We start from the raw sequence: 20,277 nt of genomic DNA, 5'->3' as shown, positions 1-20,277 counted from the left end.
TTAGCTCTTTCTTTTTACGGGAATAGATTTGAATTCTCGAGTCAAATCTGTAATGGATCTTTCAACAGCTAAGCGTTCTATACTGGAGGCGCCAACGAAGCCTACGGTATCGGTTTTTTCATTGATGTAAGCGGCATCTGCGGGCGTGGCAATGGGGCCACCATGACTGAGGAAGATGACGTCGTCACGAACAGACTTTGCACCTTCAATAATGGCCTGGGTTCTTTGAGCGGCTAAATCAAGGGAGTCTGCTGCGGTACTCACACCTATTGACCCACCAATAGTGCAACCTACGTGGGCAATGATGACGTCAGCGCCAGCTTCAGCCATTTTTTTAGCTTCTTCGGGGTTGGCGACATAAGTAATTGTAAACATGTCCATCTTGCGAGCTAGGGCGACACAGTCAATTTCTTTCTGTACTCCCATGCCCGTTTCTTCTAGGGAAGTCCGGAAGTTACCGTCAATAATCGTATGTGTTGGGAAGTTGTTGATGCCACTAAAGCCCATGTCTTTGACTTTACCGAGCCAATGCCACATACGCCTTCTCGGGTCAGAAGCATGGACACCACAGATGACGGGGATTTCTTCTACTGTAGGGAGTACATCATACTCACCTAAATCCATGGCAATTTCATTGGCGTCGCCGTAGGCCATCATGCCAGCGATAGAGCCATGTCCGGCCATTCTGAAACGACCTGATGCATAAACGATGAGAAGGTCAGCGCCACCTTTCTCAATAAATTTAGCCGAGATGCCAGAGCCTGCACCACCGACGATAATAGACTCATTACGACCTAGCGTATCATGAAGGCGTTCGAGTACTTCAGTTCTTGTGTAGGGGTTTCCTTTTCCTGTCCATTGATTTGGCATAATTGTATTCCTTTTAAAATTTTATTGATTAAAGATTTTTGTCTTTAAGTATTAGAATTTAAACGTCTACTTGCTTCGTGTATTGTAGTTAAACGTCTACTTGCTTCGTGTATTGTAGTTAAATATCTTTTTTTGTAAAAAAGCGCAGGTCATAATTTTATTTATCCTTATTCCATAAACTTGTGTCTGAAAAAAGCGTTCCTACACTCAAGCCACGAGCCGAACCATCGATAAAACTTACATTAGCGACATTATCACCCCTGTGAGGGGTGAAGCTACCACCAGTAACTGGTTTATCAGTAAATAATTTCACTCGAGGAGTGGCAACCCAATCGTCAACTCCCCCGTTTGCGCCACGCGACCAAGAGGGGCTGAGTAAAATCGTGTTAGAAGGCTTACTTACACCACTCGTAGCAACTGCAGCTCCTCTATTGTATCGGCCGTCGTGAGTAAGTCCCATTCCATCCCAGTTTGCATCTTCGTCTTCTCCCATCCAATTCCAACCATAGTTGTTGTGTAAGTTTACCCCTTCACGCTTAGGACAGAAAAGAATGTCCCAGGATGTTAAATAAGTATTTAGAGCCCAAACCCATACATGGTTTTGGGCTCCTGCGGTCATACCAGCTGGTGCAGTATCAGGGAGGTGACCATTATGCCAAGCTGTTTGGAAATATTCGGAGTCAGTTAAAAAAGTTGCCTGTGCATTGAGTAATTGTTTATGATTATTAAGGCATTGAGCTTGAAAAGCCTTTTGTCTTGCTTTGCCTAAAGCAGGTAAAGTTAAAGAAGCTAGTATTCCAATAATAGCGACAACCACAAGGACTTCAATAAGTGTGAATTTTTTCATTTTTAATATTCCTATATTGTTATTTTTAGTCGAGGACTTAATTGAAGACTTAGGAAATCCATCACCCAGTCAGCCTTTAAACTTTTGCAACGCAATTGGATTTTATCACCTGGTTTCAAATCAAAATTCCCAAGGAATGCTTGCTCGGGGCCCCATTGTTGCCTTTGACTTTTGGTGACAAAATCTTTGCTTTTTTCGTTAATAGTGAAAATCATTTGTGAGCCTTGGCGATTCACATCATTCATATAATTTAGAGTGATCGAGAAGCTTGCTTTAGGATAATTATCGGGATAGGTCCATTCTAAGTACTCATTGATCTTGTTCCACGACACAATCATATTGCTAGCTTTTTTTAGTGTTGTACCATAAATCTTGGTGTGATGAGGGTGGAATTTTAGAGTAGTGACTTTGCTTAATTTAGAGGGAGAAAATTTTATATTCATAAAGTCCAAAACCCAATCAGCTTTTAGCTTCTTACAACGCAATTGGATTTTATCACCTGCTTTTAGGTGAAAGGCTCCTAAGGCTTCTGTTTCTGGGCCCCATTTTTTTCTTTTACTTTTGGTTAAAAAACTTTTTTCTTGTAAACCGGCAATAAAAAGCATTTCAGAACCTTGGCGATTGATATCACATTGATAGTTGAGTTCAATATTATAAGCTCCACTTTCAAAACTTTGAGGAACAGTCCATTCGAGGTACTCATTTGTTTTGTTCCAGGAAACAACCACATCATTGCGCACATGCATGGTTTTACCGTAGATTTTTGTCTGATGCGCCGTGATTTTCAAAGGCAGCATCCGTTCAGTAGGAGGGAATTCTGTGATCCTTATATCTTTATACTCCATTCTGGCGATGCCACCGCTATGAAGTTGTAAAGCAATGACGCCATAGTTTTCGATTTTGGGATTGTTTTCAGTATATTCAGCAGTTTTATGACCATTAATATAGAGCTCGTGCTTATCATCACGGCAACGAATGATGTATTCATTCCAGGCGTCTTCTTTGAAGTTTCTAAAGAGTTCCTTGGTGGTGGCTTTTAAGAGTTTACCGCGACGGTGTTCGTCATAGATGTCTCCCCAATAGCCCTTGCCGATATCAGCCTGATAACCAATTATTTTGTTTATCCCCTCTTGTCCTTGTAATTTTTTGAGGATAGAGCGGTACTGAATGCCGCTATTGATAAGTCCCGTTTTATGATCGCCACTTAAGCGGAATTTACATTTAAATTCAAAGTTTTGGTAAAGTTTTTTAGTCGCTAAATAAGTATTTGTCGGCATCTTTTTATTGCCGTTGCTGGCGCTAATCACACCATCGATAACCGACCAGTACTTGGCGTTATTTTTATTGACAGGAACCCAGCCATCAAGGCTTTTACCATCAAAAAGGACGGTTTCTTTTTCTGAACTTGGTAATGCGGAGATAGTCAGCAGAAGGGCAAAAATGATGCTTAAGAAAAATTTCATATGATTTATATCCTTGTCTAATTATTTAAGTGTCTTTATATAAGCGAGAAGGTCTGCCATGGATTGCTCACTGAGCTCACCAAAACCATTGGGCATAAAAGACCTTTTGTGCACGGATCCATGAGAAAGAATATTTGCCTTAGGTATAAAGCTTTTATAGCCTCCCATAGTCGCAATCGTTATCCCGTTAGCATCATTTTTGGCGAGGTAGCCTTCGAGGTAGGAGCCGTCTTTTCTAACGGCTGAGTAGAGTCCATAAACCCCTTCCATGGCTTCATCTGGGTTCACGATAGCTGTGATAATGTGCTCACGTTCACGATTGGCGGAGCCATCTAGTGGAGGGGCAATACTTTGGCCTTGGTCTCCGACTTTGTGACAAGTTAAGCAAGTTTGAAAAAAGGCTTTTCCTAGCGTAACATTACCTTGGGTTTTAGCACTCGAGTGAATGAATTTCTCTATTTGATCTTTTCGTTTATTGATGGCGATTTGTTCTTGACTATTAGCATATTCATAGATTTTTTGACCTCGCCAATCACGTTTTGAAGAGCTCATTGTTCGATATGCTGAATTATAGTCCCATTGATTATCCGCTAAGTAAGAAATCTCCCATAAGTTTTTAAGGATGTTGTTCCCTTGACGCGTATAGGATAAATGGTTCACTACTTGACCTTTTTGATTTTTCGTGAGATGAGGAAACCAGAGCTTACAGTCTATTAATGCGGAGCTTTCATTCTTGATGGCGTAGGCAGCAAAAATAGACAATTTTTGAGTGAAGTTTAAGTTTTCTTGGAAAAATAATTGCCTATAGATATCAAATGCTAAATGAGGCGTATTGCCGAGTGCTTGGATGATTTTACTTTTATCATCTCCACCTTTGATGAGTTGTAGCAAAGTCTTGCTATGGTGAGGGGACTGTAATTGAATAATGAGATCAAGTGCTTTATTTCTATTTGTTAGTGAATTTGAGGCAAGGTCGCTTTCAATACTCTCGGCATAAAGGCTCGAGATATTAGCGATGTTAATTTTGTCTATATTTGCTAATGCGATTTGCAGAAATTCTTCTGGTCGTTTGTGGAAAGTAGGTGTGACGGCTTGACGAACAGCTGGGTTATTAAGGATTTTACTAATGGCTATAAAAGTATTGGCATCAATATTTCCAGATGAAGCTTCCCCCCAAATCTGGACAAAAACTTTACTCAATTCTTGTGCCGGCAAAGCTTGGATCGCCCACAAAATATTTGTTGTCGCTAGCTTAGAATAATCGGTCTTTGCAAGAAAATTCTTTAATTCATTAGGGTACCTTTCAAGGGCTTTGCGAGCTAGGAAACGCTCGAAGTTACGTTCGTAATTTCCGCCGAGAGCATCGTTTGGAGCAGCGGGCTTACAGGCTTGGATCAATAAGCTTATGGTGGAGTCATCGGCGTTATGGATTTCATCTAAGGTTCTTAAAACTTGTGAGCGGACCATGGCGTTTTTATCGTTCAAAGGGGTCGTAAGGAGTACAGCTACAATTTTTGAGGAAAGATTATAGGAAGCAAGTGAACGAATTGCTTCACGGCGGATGTCGGCATCGGAGTCGGCAATGCATCCTTGAAGAGTCGATTGATTAAAGATCTTTAAAGCTTCCATAGACCAGAGTGCGAGGATGCGACTTTCTTTACTTATTTCTTGATTTATAGCTACTTTGACGAGCTGTGGAAACAGTTCTTTCGCCTGGCGCTCTTCAATTTGATGCCAAGCAGCGCGCTTTTCCCATAGTGTTTTTCCTTGTACTAAGTGATGGATCAGCTTTGAGTCGGGAGCTTGGGCCACGTTCGGTATACTTAGGGGCTTTTGGGATTTATGGCGAATTCGCCAGATACGTCCATGCTTGCGGTCGCGGTCGGGGTGGTCTGTAGAGACTTCGTTATGAGAAATAATTTTGTTGTACCAATCAGCTACATATAAGCAGCCGTCAGGGCCAAATTCGATATTAACTGGGCGAAACCATTTGTCCTTAGAGACAAGAAGATCTTTTAGGTGCTTAGCCTCAATTGAACCATCGGGCTTTCTAATGATTTTAACACAATTAATTGAGTTCGTTATCGGATTAGCTAAAATAGCCACATCTTTCCATTCGGCAGGGAAGCCCTGGGCACCATCTTCAGAGAAAGCGAGTCCAGAAATACCCGAACCACCCACACGGAATTTGTGAAGGTTTGGCATGTAGGGGGAGTACTGACGGATCTTTTTCCCACCAATTCCAGGGATACTACTTTGGGCTTCTGAGGGAAAAACCGAGTAGCCGCCATCATTGGCCGATGTTGAATACCACTGGCCGTTGGCGCGTAATTGATAGCCCCAGTTATTATCCTTATGGCAATTAACGAGTTCTAGCTCTTTGCCATCAGTAGAGAAACGCAGATTTTTACTAAAGGTAATTTCTTGTTTTTTGCCAGATTTCACCGCCGTAACAAGTCCGGAATTAATAGCTCCATGTGAAAGTTGCATCCAGCCACCGGGGGCACGAACGATTGAATGAGCCATGGTATGCGTATCGAAAAAGCCAAAGCCCGTTAAAACGGGGGTCATTTTATCTTGTTTACCATTCTTATTTTCGTCACTGAGGAAGAATAATTCTGAGCCATGGGCGACAAAACAACCATTTTTGTAGGGCATGATACTTTGCGGTATCGTCAAGCCATCTGCCCATGATTTAATTTGGCCTTGCACAGCTTTGGAGGGATCATTAATAATAAGTATTTTATCTTGGCCCTTTTCTTCCAAGCGGTACAATTTCCTCATTTTTGTGAATCGAGGATCCTTCTTCGCCAAGTTGGGGTCACGCATCATCCGCATCGCTTTGCCGAAATGAATACCAGTAATAGGATCTAAAGGGTACATTTGAGCTGTTTGCGTCCAAAGTCGTCCTGCATCATCAAAGGTAAGATCGATGGGGTTGATGAGCCCATTTTTTTCTGAGGCAACGAGCTCGGCGACAAATCCATCGGCAAGTTGGAAGGTCGCTTTCTCTTGTTCTGGAGAGTAGGGAATGGATCGTTTAGCCTGAATTCCTTGCGCTGATATAATTGCGGGGAGTATCATTAAACTTAGAAAGATTCTCATGGACTTCATATATAGATTAATCCTTAGTTATTTATAGTTAGATAATTTACTAACTATGTCGTTATGAAAATGGTAATACTGTTATAAATATTGACTCAAACCATAAATAAGTATTGCATATTTTTTATCTTTTTTTGTAAAAAAGCGTTGTTATTTAATAATGGATGAATTATTTTTAAGTTAAATTATCCTAAAGAGAGATTTTTATTTATGGTTAATCCCCTTAGCAACTTATGCTTGAGCCCGATGGTAGTTGAACTGTTTGAAGGAGTCCATGATGTTTTATTTTTGTGAAAAATAAAGATTGTGAAATTATCGCAGCAAATCAGCTTTTATCAAAGCATATGGGCTATGATTTAGTTTCGCAACTTATTGGTAAAAACGATTTTGATATATTTCCTTATGAACTGGCGACTCAATACAGAAACGATGACCTAGAGATCCTAAAATCCGCTGTTCCAAAATATAATATCATTGAATTATTTCCCAATTACCTCGGTGATTTGAATTGGTTCAAAACAAGTAAAATTCCTTTGTTTAATCAAGCAGGAAAAGTAGAGGGGATATGTGGCACACTCATACCTTATGAAAATTCTGATCGCCTTGCTCGGCCCTATATAGAAATCCATCGAGCTCTAGATTTCATCAAAGAGAATTACTGCGATAAATTAAGCAACAAGCAATTAGCCAAAATAGCGGGCCTTTCAGTACGGCAATTCGAGGTGCGCTTTAAAGAGATTTTTGAATGCACTGTGCGGCAATATATTATCAAACTCAAGATTCTAAAATCATGTAAATTATTGACTAAAAAAAATATGAATATTGCGGAAGTCGCCTATGAATTAGGCTTTTGCGATCAAAGTTCATTTAGCAATACTTTCAAGAAACAAATTGGTCTAACACCATTAAAATACGTTTTAAAATTTCGAGTCAAGAAGTGAAGCCCTGCTATATAAAAAATTTATAATATTGCTCTTTTAATACAAAAAAATCACAGTCATCCCATAGAACAGGAAAAACTGACTCTTTAATATATTTCCCCGTGTAAATACCTTCTGTTCATTAGATGGATGTTTTGGTTTTGACGAAGGCTCAGTCATTGACTGTCCCATAGATTTTATGTAAACCCCGGCAAATACTACTGAGGGGGAGTTGAGTATAGCTTGGGTGAATCACTTGCTGTCCCACAGGATTTGAGGACTGAGTACAACTCAAACATCGACCAAAGTACGCCACGGATAACGGTGGATATTATTGAGAAAGAATATTTGCACTTACTTTGAAAGGCTAAAAATCGCAAAAGCACGTAAGTCAATAATGCTGTCCAAACTTGCCATCGAATGGTATTTTTGTTATGCCAAGTAAATCAGAGATTTGCAATTTTTGTTTGATCTGTTTGAAAAACACTTCGATTTGCCCTTAAACTCTTTTGAAACGGCAAGCTTGGTATGAGGTATCGTATGCGCTAGATAAACAAAAAATGGTTTCTTGTGATTAGCCTTAATGAATTGAATCGCTTCATCTGTATATCTTTTGGTGAGGGTACTCATGTCCACTTTCTTCTCAATCATTTTTTGACCACGAATCAGAGTGACGAGTTTATCATTACTCGCAGGTGTGCCAAAGAAAGTGTCAAAGCCCTGTTTCAAAGGCAATAATTCAGGATCATATTTAGTCGGAGAATGACCCGCTAAATCCCATTTGCCGATACAGGTACTGGTGTAACCCGCCGGTCTTAGGACTTCAGCAATGGTGATTTCATTTGTGTGTAGTCGAGGATGAATTTCCACAATATTATTTTTCTTCGCCACACGTAGAGGATAAGAGCCCGTCATTAAAGCAGCGCGTGATGGCCCACAAACAGTCTGAGCGTAAAAGCTAGTAAACTTCATGCCTTCTGCTGCCATTTGATCAATATTCGGAGTTTTTATATTTGGAGCTCCAAAGCAGCCCACATCCTGATATCCCAGATCATCAGTGAAAATGAGTATGATATTTGGTTTTGTTGACTCGCGGGCTAAAAGCGATGAAGAAAAGAGTAAACTTATAAGGAGCGATATTAAAATTTTCATTTTAGAATTCCTTAGGCTTTTCGTTTGAAAAATGAGAGTAATTTTGTGCTGAGAACTTCGTCGGAAAGAACACCAAAGAAAATGACGAGGCCAGTAATGGCATCGGCCAGTGAGCTGGGATAACCGAGTAAGTTAATCATATTTTGAATGACGAGAAGAATAATAGTACCCACAATAATTCCGTAGATGGAACCTTCGCCACCGCGCAGACTACATCCACCCAAGACCGCAGCTGCAATCGCGTAGAGTTCGTAAAAATTGGCGTGAACTGAGGGAGTAATTGAACTGGTGTAAAAAGAAAAGAGAATTGCGGAAATCGCAGTGAGTAAGCAGCTGATCATATAAACAGCAATAATGATTTTGTTGGTGTTGATACCCGAATATTTAGTCGCTTCTTCATTGCGACCCACAGCGTAGAGGTAGCGACCAAAAACCGATTTGTGTAAAACAACAAACATGATAGCGGCGATAATGAGCATATAAATGAAGGCCATGGGAACTTTGACGGTGCCCAGGCTAATACTGCCAGAGCAGGCCGAATAGAGGAAATCGAGGTTTTGTTTACTATCGATATAACCAACGGAAGTATCTTCGGCGATGTAGCGAGAGAGTCCGCGATAGGAGAGTAAACCACATAGGGTGATGATAAAAGCCTGCATTTTATACTTGCCTATGAGCAGACCATAAATAAAGCCAATGATGAGTGAGACGCCAACAACTAAGAGCAGTCCTAGGGGCCAGGAGAGTTCGGGGATCCAAATAACGGGAGAACTGCCTGTCAGAGTATAGAAAAAGATCACTCCCAATAAAGACATAAGCGAACCAACGGAAAGGTCGATTCCAGAACTGATAATAACGAGTCCCATGCCCATACTAAATATACCAAAGAGGCCTACTTGACGTAGTAGGTTAGAGATATTGATGGGAGAAAGAAAGCGGCCATCAGAACCTACAGCAGTCCAAATACAGAGGATAAGGAGCAGGGCAGTCATGCCTACTTCTTTACGGTGATTTTTTAAAAATTGATTCATGTCTATTCCTTTATCGATTAAAAAGCTCTAGTTTGAAGTTTGGTGTACGAGAGGGACTCTGTCCCCTCGTGCTCCCCTGTAAGGACTTGCCAGTCCTTAAGCAGGCGAACAGGTGGCTCCGGCCCAATTTAAAATCATTATTTCCTTTTACTGAACCGCCAATTGCATGACGGATTCTTCGCTAAATTCAGACCTCTTGAGTGTGCCAGTGAGTTTGCCTTCGTGCATAACACAAATGCGATCACTCATACCCAAGACTTCTTCCATATCACTGCTAATCATGATAATGGCACAACCTTGTGCCGCTAAATGGTTCATGAGTGTATAGATCTCGCTGCGAGCACCGATATCGATTCCTCGAGTTGGTTCATCAAAAATGATGACTTTCGGATTCATGGACATCCATTTACCCAAAACTATTTTTTGTTGATTACCGCCACTTAGAGTCGAGGCAGTGTAGCTATCATCGGGTACTTTGATTTTCATTTTTTGGATTTGCTCAAGTGCCAGCTGTTTTTCTCCAGCTTTCTGAATGAGGCCATTTTTTGAGTACTCTTTCAAAGAGGGAAGGCTCATGTTTTGGCGGATGGTCATATCTAAGATAAGGCCACTTTTTTTACGATCTTCAGGAATGAGGTAGATACCATTTTTGATGGCTTGTTTGGTGTTGAGCACCATAATTTTCCCATCGAGTTCTAAGTGACCCTCAAGTGCGGGATCAACGCCAAAGATTGCTTGAGCCATTTCTGACCGTCCTGCACCCACGAGTCCGGCAAATCCCAGAATCTCACCTCCCGCAAGTTCAAAATTGAGTTCGTGCTCAGGATAAGTGGAAGTACGAAGTTTTTTAACTTTAAATAGGGCCGTTTTTTTCTCTGTCTCGGGCTTATGATAAATCGAGGTGAGTTCGCGGCCCACCATGAGTGTAACCATGGCGTCGTAATTAATTTCAGTTTTAGTGAGTTCACCAGCATTTTTCCCATCCCGCAAAGCGACGACACGATCGGCGCATTGCTCAATTTCTTTAAGACGATGAGAAATGTAGATGACGGCAATACCCTTTGCCTTGAGAGATTCAATAGTGGCGAGTAGTTGATCAGTTTCTTGTAAGGTTAAACTAGAGGTGGGTTCATCCATAATGATCAGGCGAGCATTCATCGAAAGAGCCTTGGCAATTTCCACCATTTGTTGCTGCCCGATGGTTAAATCTATGAGCTTGCTAGAGCTAGAGATATTCAAACCCAATTGTTTTAAATAAGGCGCTGCTTTTTTGTGAAGTTCTTTTTGGCGTATGAGACCAAATTTGCGATCTTCGCGACCGAGAAAAATGTTGCCGGCGACATCGATATTGTCTAAAATATTGAGTTCCTGATGAACAAAACCAATACCGAGTTCAGCTGAGTCGACAACGGAATGAATTTGGACTCTTTGACCTTCGACCAATATTTCTCCCCGGTGGGTTGGTGGACTCCGCCAATAGTTTTCATGAGCGTTGATTTCCCAGCGCCATTTTCGCCAATTAGCGCGAGGCATTCCCCCGGATTGATACTGAAACTCACCTGATCAAGAGCTTTCACGCCGGGGAATTGCTTGCTAATCTGACGTATTTCTAAAAGAGCCGACACAAGAATGACCTAATGCTTTAAGCTGGCTTTGAGTTCATCGCAATACTTCTTATATTCCAAGCCCTGTCCTTTAATCAAAGTTTTGGTAGGAATAATGATTTGTTGATTAGCAGGGATTCCTGCTTCAGTAGCGGAAGCCCCTTTACTCAACTTGTGTAAAAGCTTGATGGATTCATAGCCAAAAGCATAAGGATTTTGGCAGATGGTTCCATAAATCTTCCCTTCATCAATTGCATTCAAAGTCACAGGGTCTTCGTCAAAGGCAATGATTTTGACTTGGTCGGCGCGATTTGAACTCTCTAGAGCCCCAAGTATAGCGGGAGCATTGTAGGCCCAGAGTCCTACCATAGCGGCTAAATCGGGGTGAGCGATGAGTGCATCTTCGGCATTCCGGCGAGCTTTGACACGATCACCGTTATCAGTTCGTAAGTCAATAATTTCAATTTTTGTACCCTCGACAGCTTGCTTGAGTCCCTTGTAACGATCAATAGCTGTTTGCGCATCTCGCAAACCAACAAAGGCCATAACTTTTCCACCATTGGGGAGAGCTTTTTTGAGCAACTCGCCACATTCGCGGCCAGCAGCTACGTTATCAGTACCGAGATAGCTGAGACGTGCACTACCAGGCGCATCGCTATCGGCACAAATGACGGGAATGTATTCAGACCATTCCTTGATCATCTGAACCTGATTTTTGGGGTTTGCGGGGCTGACAGCCACGCCGGATACACCGCTGACAATGAGGTCATCAATGATTTGCTTTTGTTTGGCTGTAGTTTGATCGCCGACTTTAAATTGAACATCAATATCCAATTCTTTAGCAGCGTCTTGTACGCCAGCCTGGGCATAGAGCCAGAAATCTGCGGGACCATTGGCAACAAAGGCGAGTTTAAGTTTTTGGTTTGGTTTTTCTTCTACTTTGCAACTAGCAAATAATAGTGCTGCGGATAATAAAATAATGAGGTGTCTCATAGTTAATTCCTTTAATTAAAAGTGTGAGTTTCCACCGGAGATCATGATGTTTTCTCCTGTGATAAACGAAGCTTCATCGCTTGCTAAAAATTGAATTGTATTTGCTACATCTTGGGGTTTTCCCCAGCGATTGAGAGGGATGCCTGCGAGGTATTCGTCTTTGACTTTTTGACAGTCTTGTTCATGTCGCTCTACAGGGATCCAGCCAGGACAAACAGAATTAACTGTAATGCCCCAAGGCGCGAGCTCGGTGGCCATGCTGCGCGTCCAACCCAATTGAGCTCCTTTTGTGGCAACATAAGCCGAAAAATTACCGACGCTTTTTTCATAAACTTCGGAAGCAATGCTAATGATGCGACCACTTTGGCGTTCTTTCATATTGGGCAGTACCGCACGAGTGAGTAAGAAAGGGCTTTTAACGAAGAAATTAATCATGCTCATATAATCATCCCAGGAATAATCCTCAATGGATTTTTGGGGTTGATCAGGAGTGGCATTAGGCACGAGGATATCTATCGGACCATGCTTGGCTTCCACTTCCGCCACTAAGGCATTAACTTGTTTTTCGTCAGTCGCATCAGCACGAATCATCAGTACCTCCGCACCCATAGCTTTGAGTTCATCGTAAGTCTCCTGTGCTTTTTCTTCGCCATTATAAAAATTGACGACAACTTTAGCCCCAGCTTCGGCAAATTTTTTATTGATGGCTTTGCCTAGACCTTTAGAGCTGCCCGTGACGAGCGCTACTTTATTTTTAAGTGTAAATGACATATTGAACTCCTCTTAGCGCAATTTGCCGCTTTCGTTTTTTCCATTGGTGCTTATGATGTGAACTTCATGAGCTTTAATTTGTGGGTGATAAAATTCCCAGACGACATTTTTGTCTTTATCGAGTTCAAAGATGCGAGCTTTATCCGCTTTGCGCTGCCCATAACTACAGATGACGCGATTGCCATTGTCTAACTCTTGGCCACCGCAGGGGTCAGCAAATTTTCCTTGGCTCGTTTTATTATCAGCGTTCCAAACAACTTCACCTTTAGGAGTCATTTCAACTGTTTTATTGCCATTAGTTAAATTGATGAGGAAGTTTCCGTTTTGTAAAAGGATGGCGGTAAAAGGCCAGTTTCTTGCTTTACGTCCACCCAGCTCTTCTAAGTCAGTTTTGATGACATTCACAACTTTTCCCGAGGAGTCATACTCTTTTAGTGCGAATGCGAGCAGGTGAGGCACGATGTAGTTGCCATTGGGAAGTTTACGAGCCATGCGAGTTTGCATGTGAGCGTTATCGGTTTCAGGCTGAAGAGCAATTTCTACAGATATTTTTCCTTCGAGAGAAACCTCTAAAAGACGAGGTTTATTGCCCAGTTCGGGAATGAGTGTATTACCATTGTCTAAGCGTTGTACAGTACCCATTTCTTTGTTTTCTTTGGAGAGTTTATACGTCCATACAATTTTTTGATCTTTATCGTATTCATTGACTTCATTTTTGAAAGCAATGAGGATATTACCGTTGGGCAAAACGTAACCATCGCGAGAAGGTTTATTGATTTGCCAAGTCACTTCACTTTTTTCGTTGACTATACAAGTTTTTGGTCCCGTGACTAAAAAGCTGTGAGTGATACCGGATTGACTTCTTTGTTCACCCTTAGGTAAAGTTATTTTTGTCGCTGAAAAAGCGAGATTAGTGAGTGATACAAATAACACTAAAGTGCATGTTTTTGTCCAATTTTTGTATAGTGCGGTCATAGAGCTATCCTTGTTTTTATTAAATATGTATTTTAGAGTTTTTTGAAAAAATGCGGACTTAATTCGTTTTACGATCGGTGAAAATGATTTCATCCACCCCGATATGTCCCCATCCAGAGGAGGCTTGATCAATGATTTTTAATTGAGCTTTTTTACCCATATATTATTGAGTTTCAAAAAAATGCAGCTGCATAGAATTCTTGTTTTTGCCGTGGGCAGTAGCGATCACTTTATTGGTTACGAGTAGTTGTACACAGGTTTTATCTTGATGCTTGCCTCCGCCAATCAAAAAGCGGATCCAATTTTTCGTGATAGTAAATTCCATAGAAGTCATCGTTCCCTGTGCCTTATCGCTTTTTGTGGATGCATGGGAATTGACTAAATATTTCCCCTGAGCATTCAGATCACCTTGGTAGCTAGGGACATTATTTATATGTACAGGTTTTTTACCAAAGGCGGTTCCAGTAATAGTCCAGTTTTTATATGTTCCGGTTTCGAAATCATCAAAAAGAATGTCGCCCGAGGCCAAAACTGATTTCCGCATCAGCTTTTTAGACTTGGCTTTCTTTGGACTCACTTTCTTCGGGGCTGATTTTCCGTTAAAGGTAGCGGAGTTTTTTTCTGCCTTTGCAGTAATAGCTTGTGCCTCGCTTAGGTCCCATTCCGAAAATATAAGTAAGTCGGCTTGAGTTGACTGCAGAGCTTTAATTTGCTTGGCTGAAATTGCGGTTTTCGCAAGATAGAGTTTTTTCAGGGAAGAAGGCAGCGTACTTAGCGTGGCCACTTTTGTTCCAAAGAGATTGAGAGATTTCAAATTAGTGGCTTGGCTTAAGTGAATAAGGCTTTCATCTGAAATTGCGGTTTTACTTAGATTGAGATTTTTTAAATTCTTGGCGGTACTAAGTGGGCTTAAATCTTTGATCTGAGTTCCCAAAAGATTGAGTTCAATAATATTGGGCATGATTAAGCTGAGTTTCTGCAAATCCTGATCAGTGCCTCTCTCTCTTAGGCGAGATAAGTCAACATAAAGATCGACCGATCCTTGAGCGAGGGGTAAAATGACTATGTCACCTTTGTTGAGTTCATTAATCAAATTGATTTGTTGCTCACTAAGTTTGGGTTCACTACCCGTCCAAGAGCCAAAGTGTGCACCTTGATTGATCCAGTCTTTGATTAAGTCGGTTTCGCTTTTCGTGAGTAGGTCTCCTTTTGCAGGCATGATGTCATCATCATCTTTATCGAGAATGGTGAGGTGATAGAAGGAGCTTCCTCCCGCATCCCCAGAAGTGATAATGGGGTCGCCCTTAGCACCATACATAATCATTTTCGGGGAATCAATACGCAAGCCACCTTTTGGTTTTTTGCGCTTGCCATCGACAATTCTTTCTTTATTATGGCAGTCTAAACATGAGCGTTCGAGAATTGGCCAAAGTTGTTTTTCAAAATTAATACTCTTTGATGAGGCGAGTGTAGTAAGTGAAAGCCCGTAGAATAAAAAGATGAACTGTAAGGATTTACTTAATGTTTTCATATCACATGTAGATCGTTTGATGCTTCGCATACGAGAGGGACTCTGTCCCCCGTCGAGCTTCCCCTGCAAGGATTTGCCAATCCTTAAGCAGGCAAACTTCTTGTTGGTGATATAAGCAACAGATAAATCTGTTGTTGAATATATTTTTAATTTTTTCATGCCATGATCTCCGGAATGATTTCTCCGTGAACATCAGTGAGACGAACATCGCGTCCACTAAAGCGAAAAGTGAGCCGTTCGTGATCTATACCGAGCAAGTGAAGCATATTGGCGTGCAGATCATGTACGGTCATTTTGTTTTCAATGGCGCGATAACCAAATTCATCAGTAGAACCATACGTGGTCCCACCTTTAACACCACCACCGGCCATCCACATGCTAAAGCCTTGGGGATTGTGATCTCGACCATTTGTACCTTGAGCAAAAGGCGTGCGCCCAAATTCACCTGTAAAAACTAATAAAGTTTCATCTAATAAACCACGTGATTTTAAATCTTTAATTAGCCCCGCAATAGGTTGATCTACCATGAAAGCATTTTTTTCATGGTCTTCTTTAAGGTTGCCATGCTGATCCCAACGTGCATCTCCCCTGGAGATAGTTAACTCGACAAAGCGCACACCTCGTTCAACTAAGCGGCGAGCCGTTAAACACTGTTTTCCATAATCTCTTGTTTTTACAAAGGGAGAGTCTAGTCCATAGAGCTGTTTAGTCGCTTCAGTTTCCCCCGAAATATCCATGACTTCGGGTACTTCCATTTGCATACGGTAGGCTAACTCATAGTTGCGAATACTAGATTCAACTTCTTTAGCATGGCCCATTCGCGCTAAAAGGTCATTGTCCATGGCTGCCGATTGACGGAGTTTTTGCGATTGGAGCAGGGGATCAGCCTCAAAGGGCTTAGTATTACGCATCGCAGGATTTTTTTTGCCAAATATAGAAGCTGAATGATTCGCAGGAAGAAAGCCCGACCCAAAGTTAGTCATCATTCCACCGGACGGAACTTGCCCACCATGAAGAACAACAAAACTTGGTAAATTATTATTCAGAGTTCCTAAGCCATAAGACGACCAGGCTCCCATACTCGGGCGCCCCACTAAGGGGTGACCTGAATGAAGAGCGTAATTGGCATTGGGGTGATTAGGAGAAAATGCCGTCATAGAGCGAATCACACAAAGGTCATCTGCGCAAGATCCAATATGAGGAAAAAGATCACTTATGGGAAGCCCACTCTTGCCATAGTTTTTGAAATCCCATGGGCTTGCAAGAATATTGCCATTATTATTAAAAACTGTAGCATCTACTTTAAACTTTGGCTTCGTTCCATTAAGCTTATTAAGCAAGGGTTTGGGGTCAAAGCTATCGACTTGAGAAACACCACCATCCATGTAAAGAAAAATGACACTTTTTGCTTTAGCTCGATGATGACCTGGCTTGGGGGCTAAAGGCCCCATATCAACTGGCTTAAGTTTAGATGCCGCTTGTGATTCGCTATTAAGGATTGAGCCTAAAGCTAGACCACCAAAGCCCATAGAGGCTTGGCGAATAAGTTCACGACGGGAAAATGGATTCATAGCTCTCTCCTAAAATTTAAAGATCATTTCTTTGCGATTGAACATTACATGACAGAAGTGCTGCCAAACTTTTTCATTATTTAAAGCTTGATCAAAACTTTGATTAAACTCAGTTTTTGCGATTCCCGCAAAAGTTTTCTGTGCCCATTCCAACTCTTTATTTGAAGCAGGACGACAGAAAGCTTGCTTATGCATCTGCTTTACTTTTTGATCGAAACTTAAATCTTTACGAAGCATTAAGGCTTTCGCCCAAACTAGAGCTTGTTCTGTCACAAAAGGATCATTCATCAAAGTAAGTGATTGTGCTGGTACATTGGTCACATTGCGTTTACCAAATGGTTCCGTGGCATTAGGCATATCAAAGGCTGTAAGAAATCCTGGCAGGAAGTTGCGACGAAGTTCAAGGTAAATCGATCTTCTACCCTCGCCATCCATGGGGCCACTCTTTCTTGGCTTTGAACGACTATTAGGTGTTTCATGTAAGTTAACGGCAATACTCTTGCCATAAAGTTCATTATTGAGTCGACCACTTATAGAGAGGATGGTGTCTCGCACCGCCTCTGCTTCCATTCGTCTAATTGGCATGTGTTGTAGATAGATATTAGTGGGATCATTTAACAAAGCTTCTGATGAAGGCCCACTCGACATTCTGTAAGTTGAGCTCAGAACTAACTTTCGAATAAGTGATTTTATTGACCACTTATTTTTCACGAAATCTTTTGCAAGAAAGTCTAGGAGTTCTGGATGACTTGGTAATGATCCCATTTGACCAAAGTCGTCCACTGATGATACAATTCCTCGACCAAATATGTGATACCAGATGCGATTGGCCATAACACGACTTGTTAAAGGATTTTTTTTATCCACGACACTCAGTGCCCACTCTAAACGACCGCTACCCTTTGCATTATAAGACGTGGCATCAATTCCATCAATAAAATGTCGAGGGTTTGGCTCCTTACTAAGATTGGTATGTAAGCCACGGATATATACAGGTTCATCATAACCTTTCCCATCAGAGAGAGTTCTGACATAGGAAGGGAGAGGCATTGACTCAATTTGTTTTCTAAATGACATCAATGCTACTTTTGCTTCTGGCACATCTTGTATCGTATTTTTCAGAAGACCCGCATTAAGTAAATAATCTAAAATACGATCTTCACCCTCATTTTGCGTCCCCGTTCCCCAATGCTTAAGCGCTAAGTCAGCTTTACTAATGATTTCGGCAATCCTTTCTTGTCGCTTCTCTAGCGATTTAAATTTACCCCATGCTTTCTGGGTGTTAAATTCAATTTTCCCAAAAGTCGCTTTCTCAAAGGCTATGTAAGAATCATCGCGATGGTGGTAGGTATAGTTATATTTTATTGGACGATTGGCAAGACCATTTAAACGGACATCAATGTAGGCGCGACTTCCTTTCCATAGACTCGTCGGGAAGTTAATAACTTGCCATTCATCTGAATCTATATTTTTATTCAATACACTCGTCGTTGGTCCAAAACCTACCAATTCGTAGTTATTCACCACTAGGCTTACTGTCGCCTTTCGCCCCTTCACTTTGAAATATATCGGATTCCCATCCAGTATAAATCTATCCGACTGAAGTGATCCATCCATCCTTGAACCCAATTCACCAGCTGCCATGGAATCGCCAACAAAGGACTGAATGATTTTACCTTTGGACTGAGATACAACAAAATCACCCGTCTTCTTAGGAACATTTCCAAAGCCTAGGCCATTGCTCGTCCAGTTCCCTATGGAATCGGTATTAAGTTCACCAATCGTATTCTCTGCAAGTTTGTTTGCACTATTGACCTTAATCCAGTTTTGCTTGGCTACTCGCTCATTCTGAATCAGTGCAATATGCAAAGGATAAAGACCACTATTTATACTCCTATGTTTATTGGCAATGATTTTTTTAATTTTTCTCTGCTCTCCATTGATTTCTCCTTCCGCAGCAATGCTTAGTAGCTTCTTTTTAAGAACTTGAAGATCCTTTTCCCAAACTGGGATAATGGCTTGCTTAATAGCTTCTTTTGACTTTCTTAAATCAACAAAGTGTGGAGTTATTTTGTTAGGATTAATACTATTGCGCATATCACGACGAGAACTGGCAATAATTCCATAGAGTGAATAAAAATCTTTCTCGGCTACTGCATCAAATTTGTGATCATGGCAGCGCGCACAGGAAATAGTTGTTGCCTGAAATGTTTTGCCGATAACATCAATCATATTATCAAATAAACGAACTTCATCTAAATGTAGATCTGCTGGACCATGGTGCCCGTCAGTAAGATAAAAGAAACCGGGACCTTTAAGCGACTCATTCTCACCTGTTTCTTTATCCAAACGAGCTTCAATGATATCCCCCGCAAATGCTTCCATCACCATTTGCTCATAGGTGATATCATCATTAAAAACTCGGATAAGGTAATCGCGATAACGGTCTACATGAGCCATGGTATAGTCTTGCTCAAAAGCCTTCGTCTCCGCATAACGCATGAGATCCATCCATTTGCGTGCCCAATGCTCCCCAAAACGCGGTGATGCCAGTAGGCGATCAACGACTTTTTCATAAGCTTCTGACGAAAAGTCTTTTTCAAAAGCTTCCTGCTCGGCCACTGTGGGAGGTAAACCTGTGAGGTCATAATACACTCGCTTCAACAAATCTCGTTTTTCTGCTGTAGCTGCAGGCTGCCAGTTTTTGGCTTCTAAGTTTGCTAATATAAAATTATCAATATCCTGACGAGGCCAAGTTTCTTGTTTAATATGAGGGACTGGATAGTCCTTAATAGGCTGAAGTGACCACCATTGTTTACGCTTTTCTAAATTATAAGCATGCGCATCGACTTTTGTTCGTTCTTTTTTAGGGCGTGGGTCAGGAGCACCTATTGAGACCCACTTTTCAAAATCTTTAATTTGTTCCGCACTCAATTTATTTTTTGGCGGCATTGCCTCAACATCAGGGTCGTGGTGAATCATTTTGATCAAAAGACTATCATTGGCTTTACCTGGAATAATTACAGCTCCGCTATCACCGCCTTTTTCCCAGCCCCATTTTGAATCCAGCAATAAACCACCTTTTAATTTTTCAGAATCTACAGCATGGCACTTATAACAATTGTCGGCGAGTACAGGTCTGATTTTCGTCTCAAAAAACTCCATCTCTTGTGGACTGATTTGTTTAGAATGTACCTGGATAGCTAGGCTAAGTAAAAAAGTGAGTAGTATTCGATTCATATTTATCCTGTTTAAAAGCTTTAATGATATTTAAATCTATTCTTCTAGAAAACAATCAACACCTTCATAAGGACAAAAAGTGATACTATTTCCACTATTATTAGAATTAAATCTATTTGTAATGATGATATGGTATCATAGTTATTTTTGATAAACTCCTTGATTTCGACAATAAATAGTACTATTTCTACATGATAATGTATT

Annotated in this window: 13 protein-coding genes and 3 pseudogenes; 1 reads left to right on the top strand and 15 read right to left on the bottom strand. The window is 41.2% G+C overall.

The genetic code is table 11. From position 1 onward, the window contains the following. The 4 genes from PQO03_RS08275 to PQO03_RS08260 all read right to left on the bottom strand — a co-directional run bounded on the left by PQO03_RS08275 (nt 1) and on the right by PQO03_RS08260 (nt 6,294). On the bottom strand, nt 1–870 hold the full coding sequence (locus PQO03_RS08275) for a phosphoenolpyruvate hydrolase family protein (protein WP_274149434.1): 870 nt from the start codon (nt 868–870) through the stop codon (nt 1–3). Nucleotides 871–1,027: 157 nt separating this feature from the next. Beyond that, nucleotides 1,028–1,717 carry a type II secretion system protein gene (locus PQO03_RS08270; protein WP_274149433.1) on the bottom strand — a complete coding sequence of 230 codons (690 nt, stop codon included), beginning with the start codon at nt 1,715–1,717 and terminating at the stop codon, nt 1,028–1,030. Nucleotides 1,718–1,728: 11 nt separating this feature from the next. Then, nucleotides 1,729–3,180, bottom strand: a complete 1,452-nt coding sequence (locus PQO03_RS08265; protein ID WP_274149431.1) for a 3-keto-disaccharide hydrolase — start codon at nt 3,178–3,180, stop codon at nt 1,729–1,731. A gap of 21 nt (nt 3,181–3,201) precedes the next feature. Next, on the bottom strand, nt 3,202–6,294 hold the full coding sequence (locus tag PQO03_RS08260) for a PVC-type heme-binding CxxCH protein (RefSeq protein ID WP_274149429.1): 3,093 nt from the start codon (nt 6,292–6,294) through the stop codon (nt 3,202–3,204). A 281-nt stretch (nt 6,295–6,575) separates the two neighbouring features. Here PQO03_RS08260 and PQO03_RS08255 point away from each other — a divergent pair, with 281 nt between their 5' ends. Next, the gene (locus tag PQO03_RS08255) at nt 6,576–7,226 is read left to right on the top strand and encodes a helix-turn-helix domain-containing protein (RefSeq protein ID WP_274149427.1); all 651 of its coding nucleotides are present in this window, start codon (nt 6,576–6,578) and stop codon (nt 7,224–7,226) included. Nucleotides 7,227–7,516: 290 nt separating this feature from the next. On the opposite strand, the pseudogene PQO03_RS22195 reads toward PQO03_RS08255, so the two are convergent. The 11 genes and pseudogenes from PQO03_RS22195 to PQO03_RS08205 all read right to left on the bottom strand — a co-directional run. Continuing rightward, a pseudogene (locus PQO03_RS22195) lies at nt 7,517–7,698 on the bottom strand (IS4 family transposase); the annotation flags it as partial. A 38-nt stretch (nt 7,699–7,736) separates the two neighbouring features. Further along, nucleotides 7,737–8,357: pseudogene (locus PQO03_RS08250) on the bottom strand (sulfatase-like hydrolase/transferase); the annotation flags it as partial. An 11-nt stretch (nt 8,358–8,368) separates the two neighbouring features. Further along, entirely contained in the window at nt 8,369–9,388 is a 1,020-nt protein-coding gene (locus PQO03_RS08245; protein WP_274149424.1) for an ABC transporter permease, read from the bottom strand. Between the two features lie 147 nt (nt 9,389–9,535). Then, nucleotides 9,536–10,309, bottom strand: coding sequence for an ATP-binding cassette domain-containing protein (locus PQO03_RS08240; RefSeq protein WP_274151820.1), 774 nt, complete (start codon nt 10,307–10,309; stop codon nt 9,536–9,538). A gap of 258 nt (nt 10,310–10,567) precedes the next feature. Beyond that, nucleotides 10,568–10,947, bottom strand: a pseudogene (locus tag PQO03_RS08235) (ATP-binding cassette domain-containing protein); the annotation flags it as partial. 75 nt (nt 10,948–11,022) lie between these two features. Next, complete coding sequence (locus tag PQO03_RS08230; protein WP_274149423.1) at nt 11,023–11,985, bottom strand: sugar-binding protein; 963 nt, start codon at nt 11,983–11,985, stop codon at nt 11,023–11,025. A gap of 15 nt (nt 11,986–12,000) precedes the next feature. After that, nucleotides 12,001–12,756: an SDR family NAD(P)-dependent oxidoreductase gene (locus tag PQO03_RS08225; protein ID WP_274149422.1), complete on the bottom strand. Its 756-nt coding sequence runs from the start codon at nt 12,754–12,756 to the stop codon at nt 12,001–12,003. 12 nt (nt 12,757–12,768) lie between these two features. After that, the gene (locus PQO03_RS08220; protein ID WP_274149421.1) at nt 12,769–13,731 is read right to left on the bottom strand and encodes a beta-propeller domain-containing protein; all 963 of its coding nucleotides are present in this window, start codon (nt 13,729–13,731) and stop codon (nt 12,769–12,771) included. A gap of 163 nt (nt 13,732–13,894) precedes the next feature. Next, nucleotides 13,895–15,421 (bottom strand): c-type cytochrome domain-containing protein, encoded by a 1,527-nt coding sequence (locus PQO03_RS08215; protein ID WP_274149420.1) that lies wholly within the window; start codon nt 15,419–15,421, stop codon nt 13,895–13,897. Continuing rightward, nucleotides 15,418–16,833, bottom strand: a complete 1,416-nt coding sequence (locus PQO03_RS08210; protein ID WP_274149419.1) for a DUF1501 domain-containing protein — start codon at nt 16,831–16,833, stop codon at nt 15,418–15,420. Before PQO03_RS08210 ends, PQO03_RS08215 begins: the two co-directional genes overlap by 4 nt. 9 nt (nt 16,834–16,842) lie before the next feature. Continuing rightward, on the bottom strand, nt 16,843–20,073 hold the full coding sequence (locus PQO03_RS08205) for a PSD1 and planctomycete cytochrome C domain-containing protein (protein WP_274149417.1): 3,231 nt from the start codon (nt 20,071–20,073) through the stop codon (nt 16,843–16,845). Nucleotides 20,074–20,277 lie beyond the last annotated feature (204 nt).

The organism is Lentisphaera profundi, assembly GCF_028728065.1.
GTDB classification, from domain to species: domain Bacteria; phylum Verrucomicrobiota; class Lentisphaeria; order Lentisphaerales; family Lentisphaeraceae; genus Lentisphaera; species Lentisphaera profundi.
Note: the sequence above shows the minus strand (reverse complement) of the source record. Positions and strands in the feature narration are given on the sequence as shown.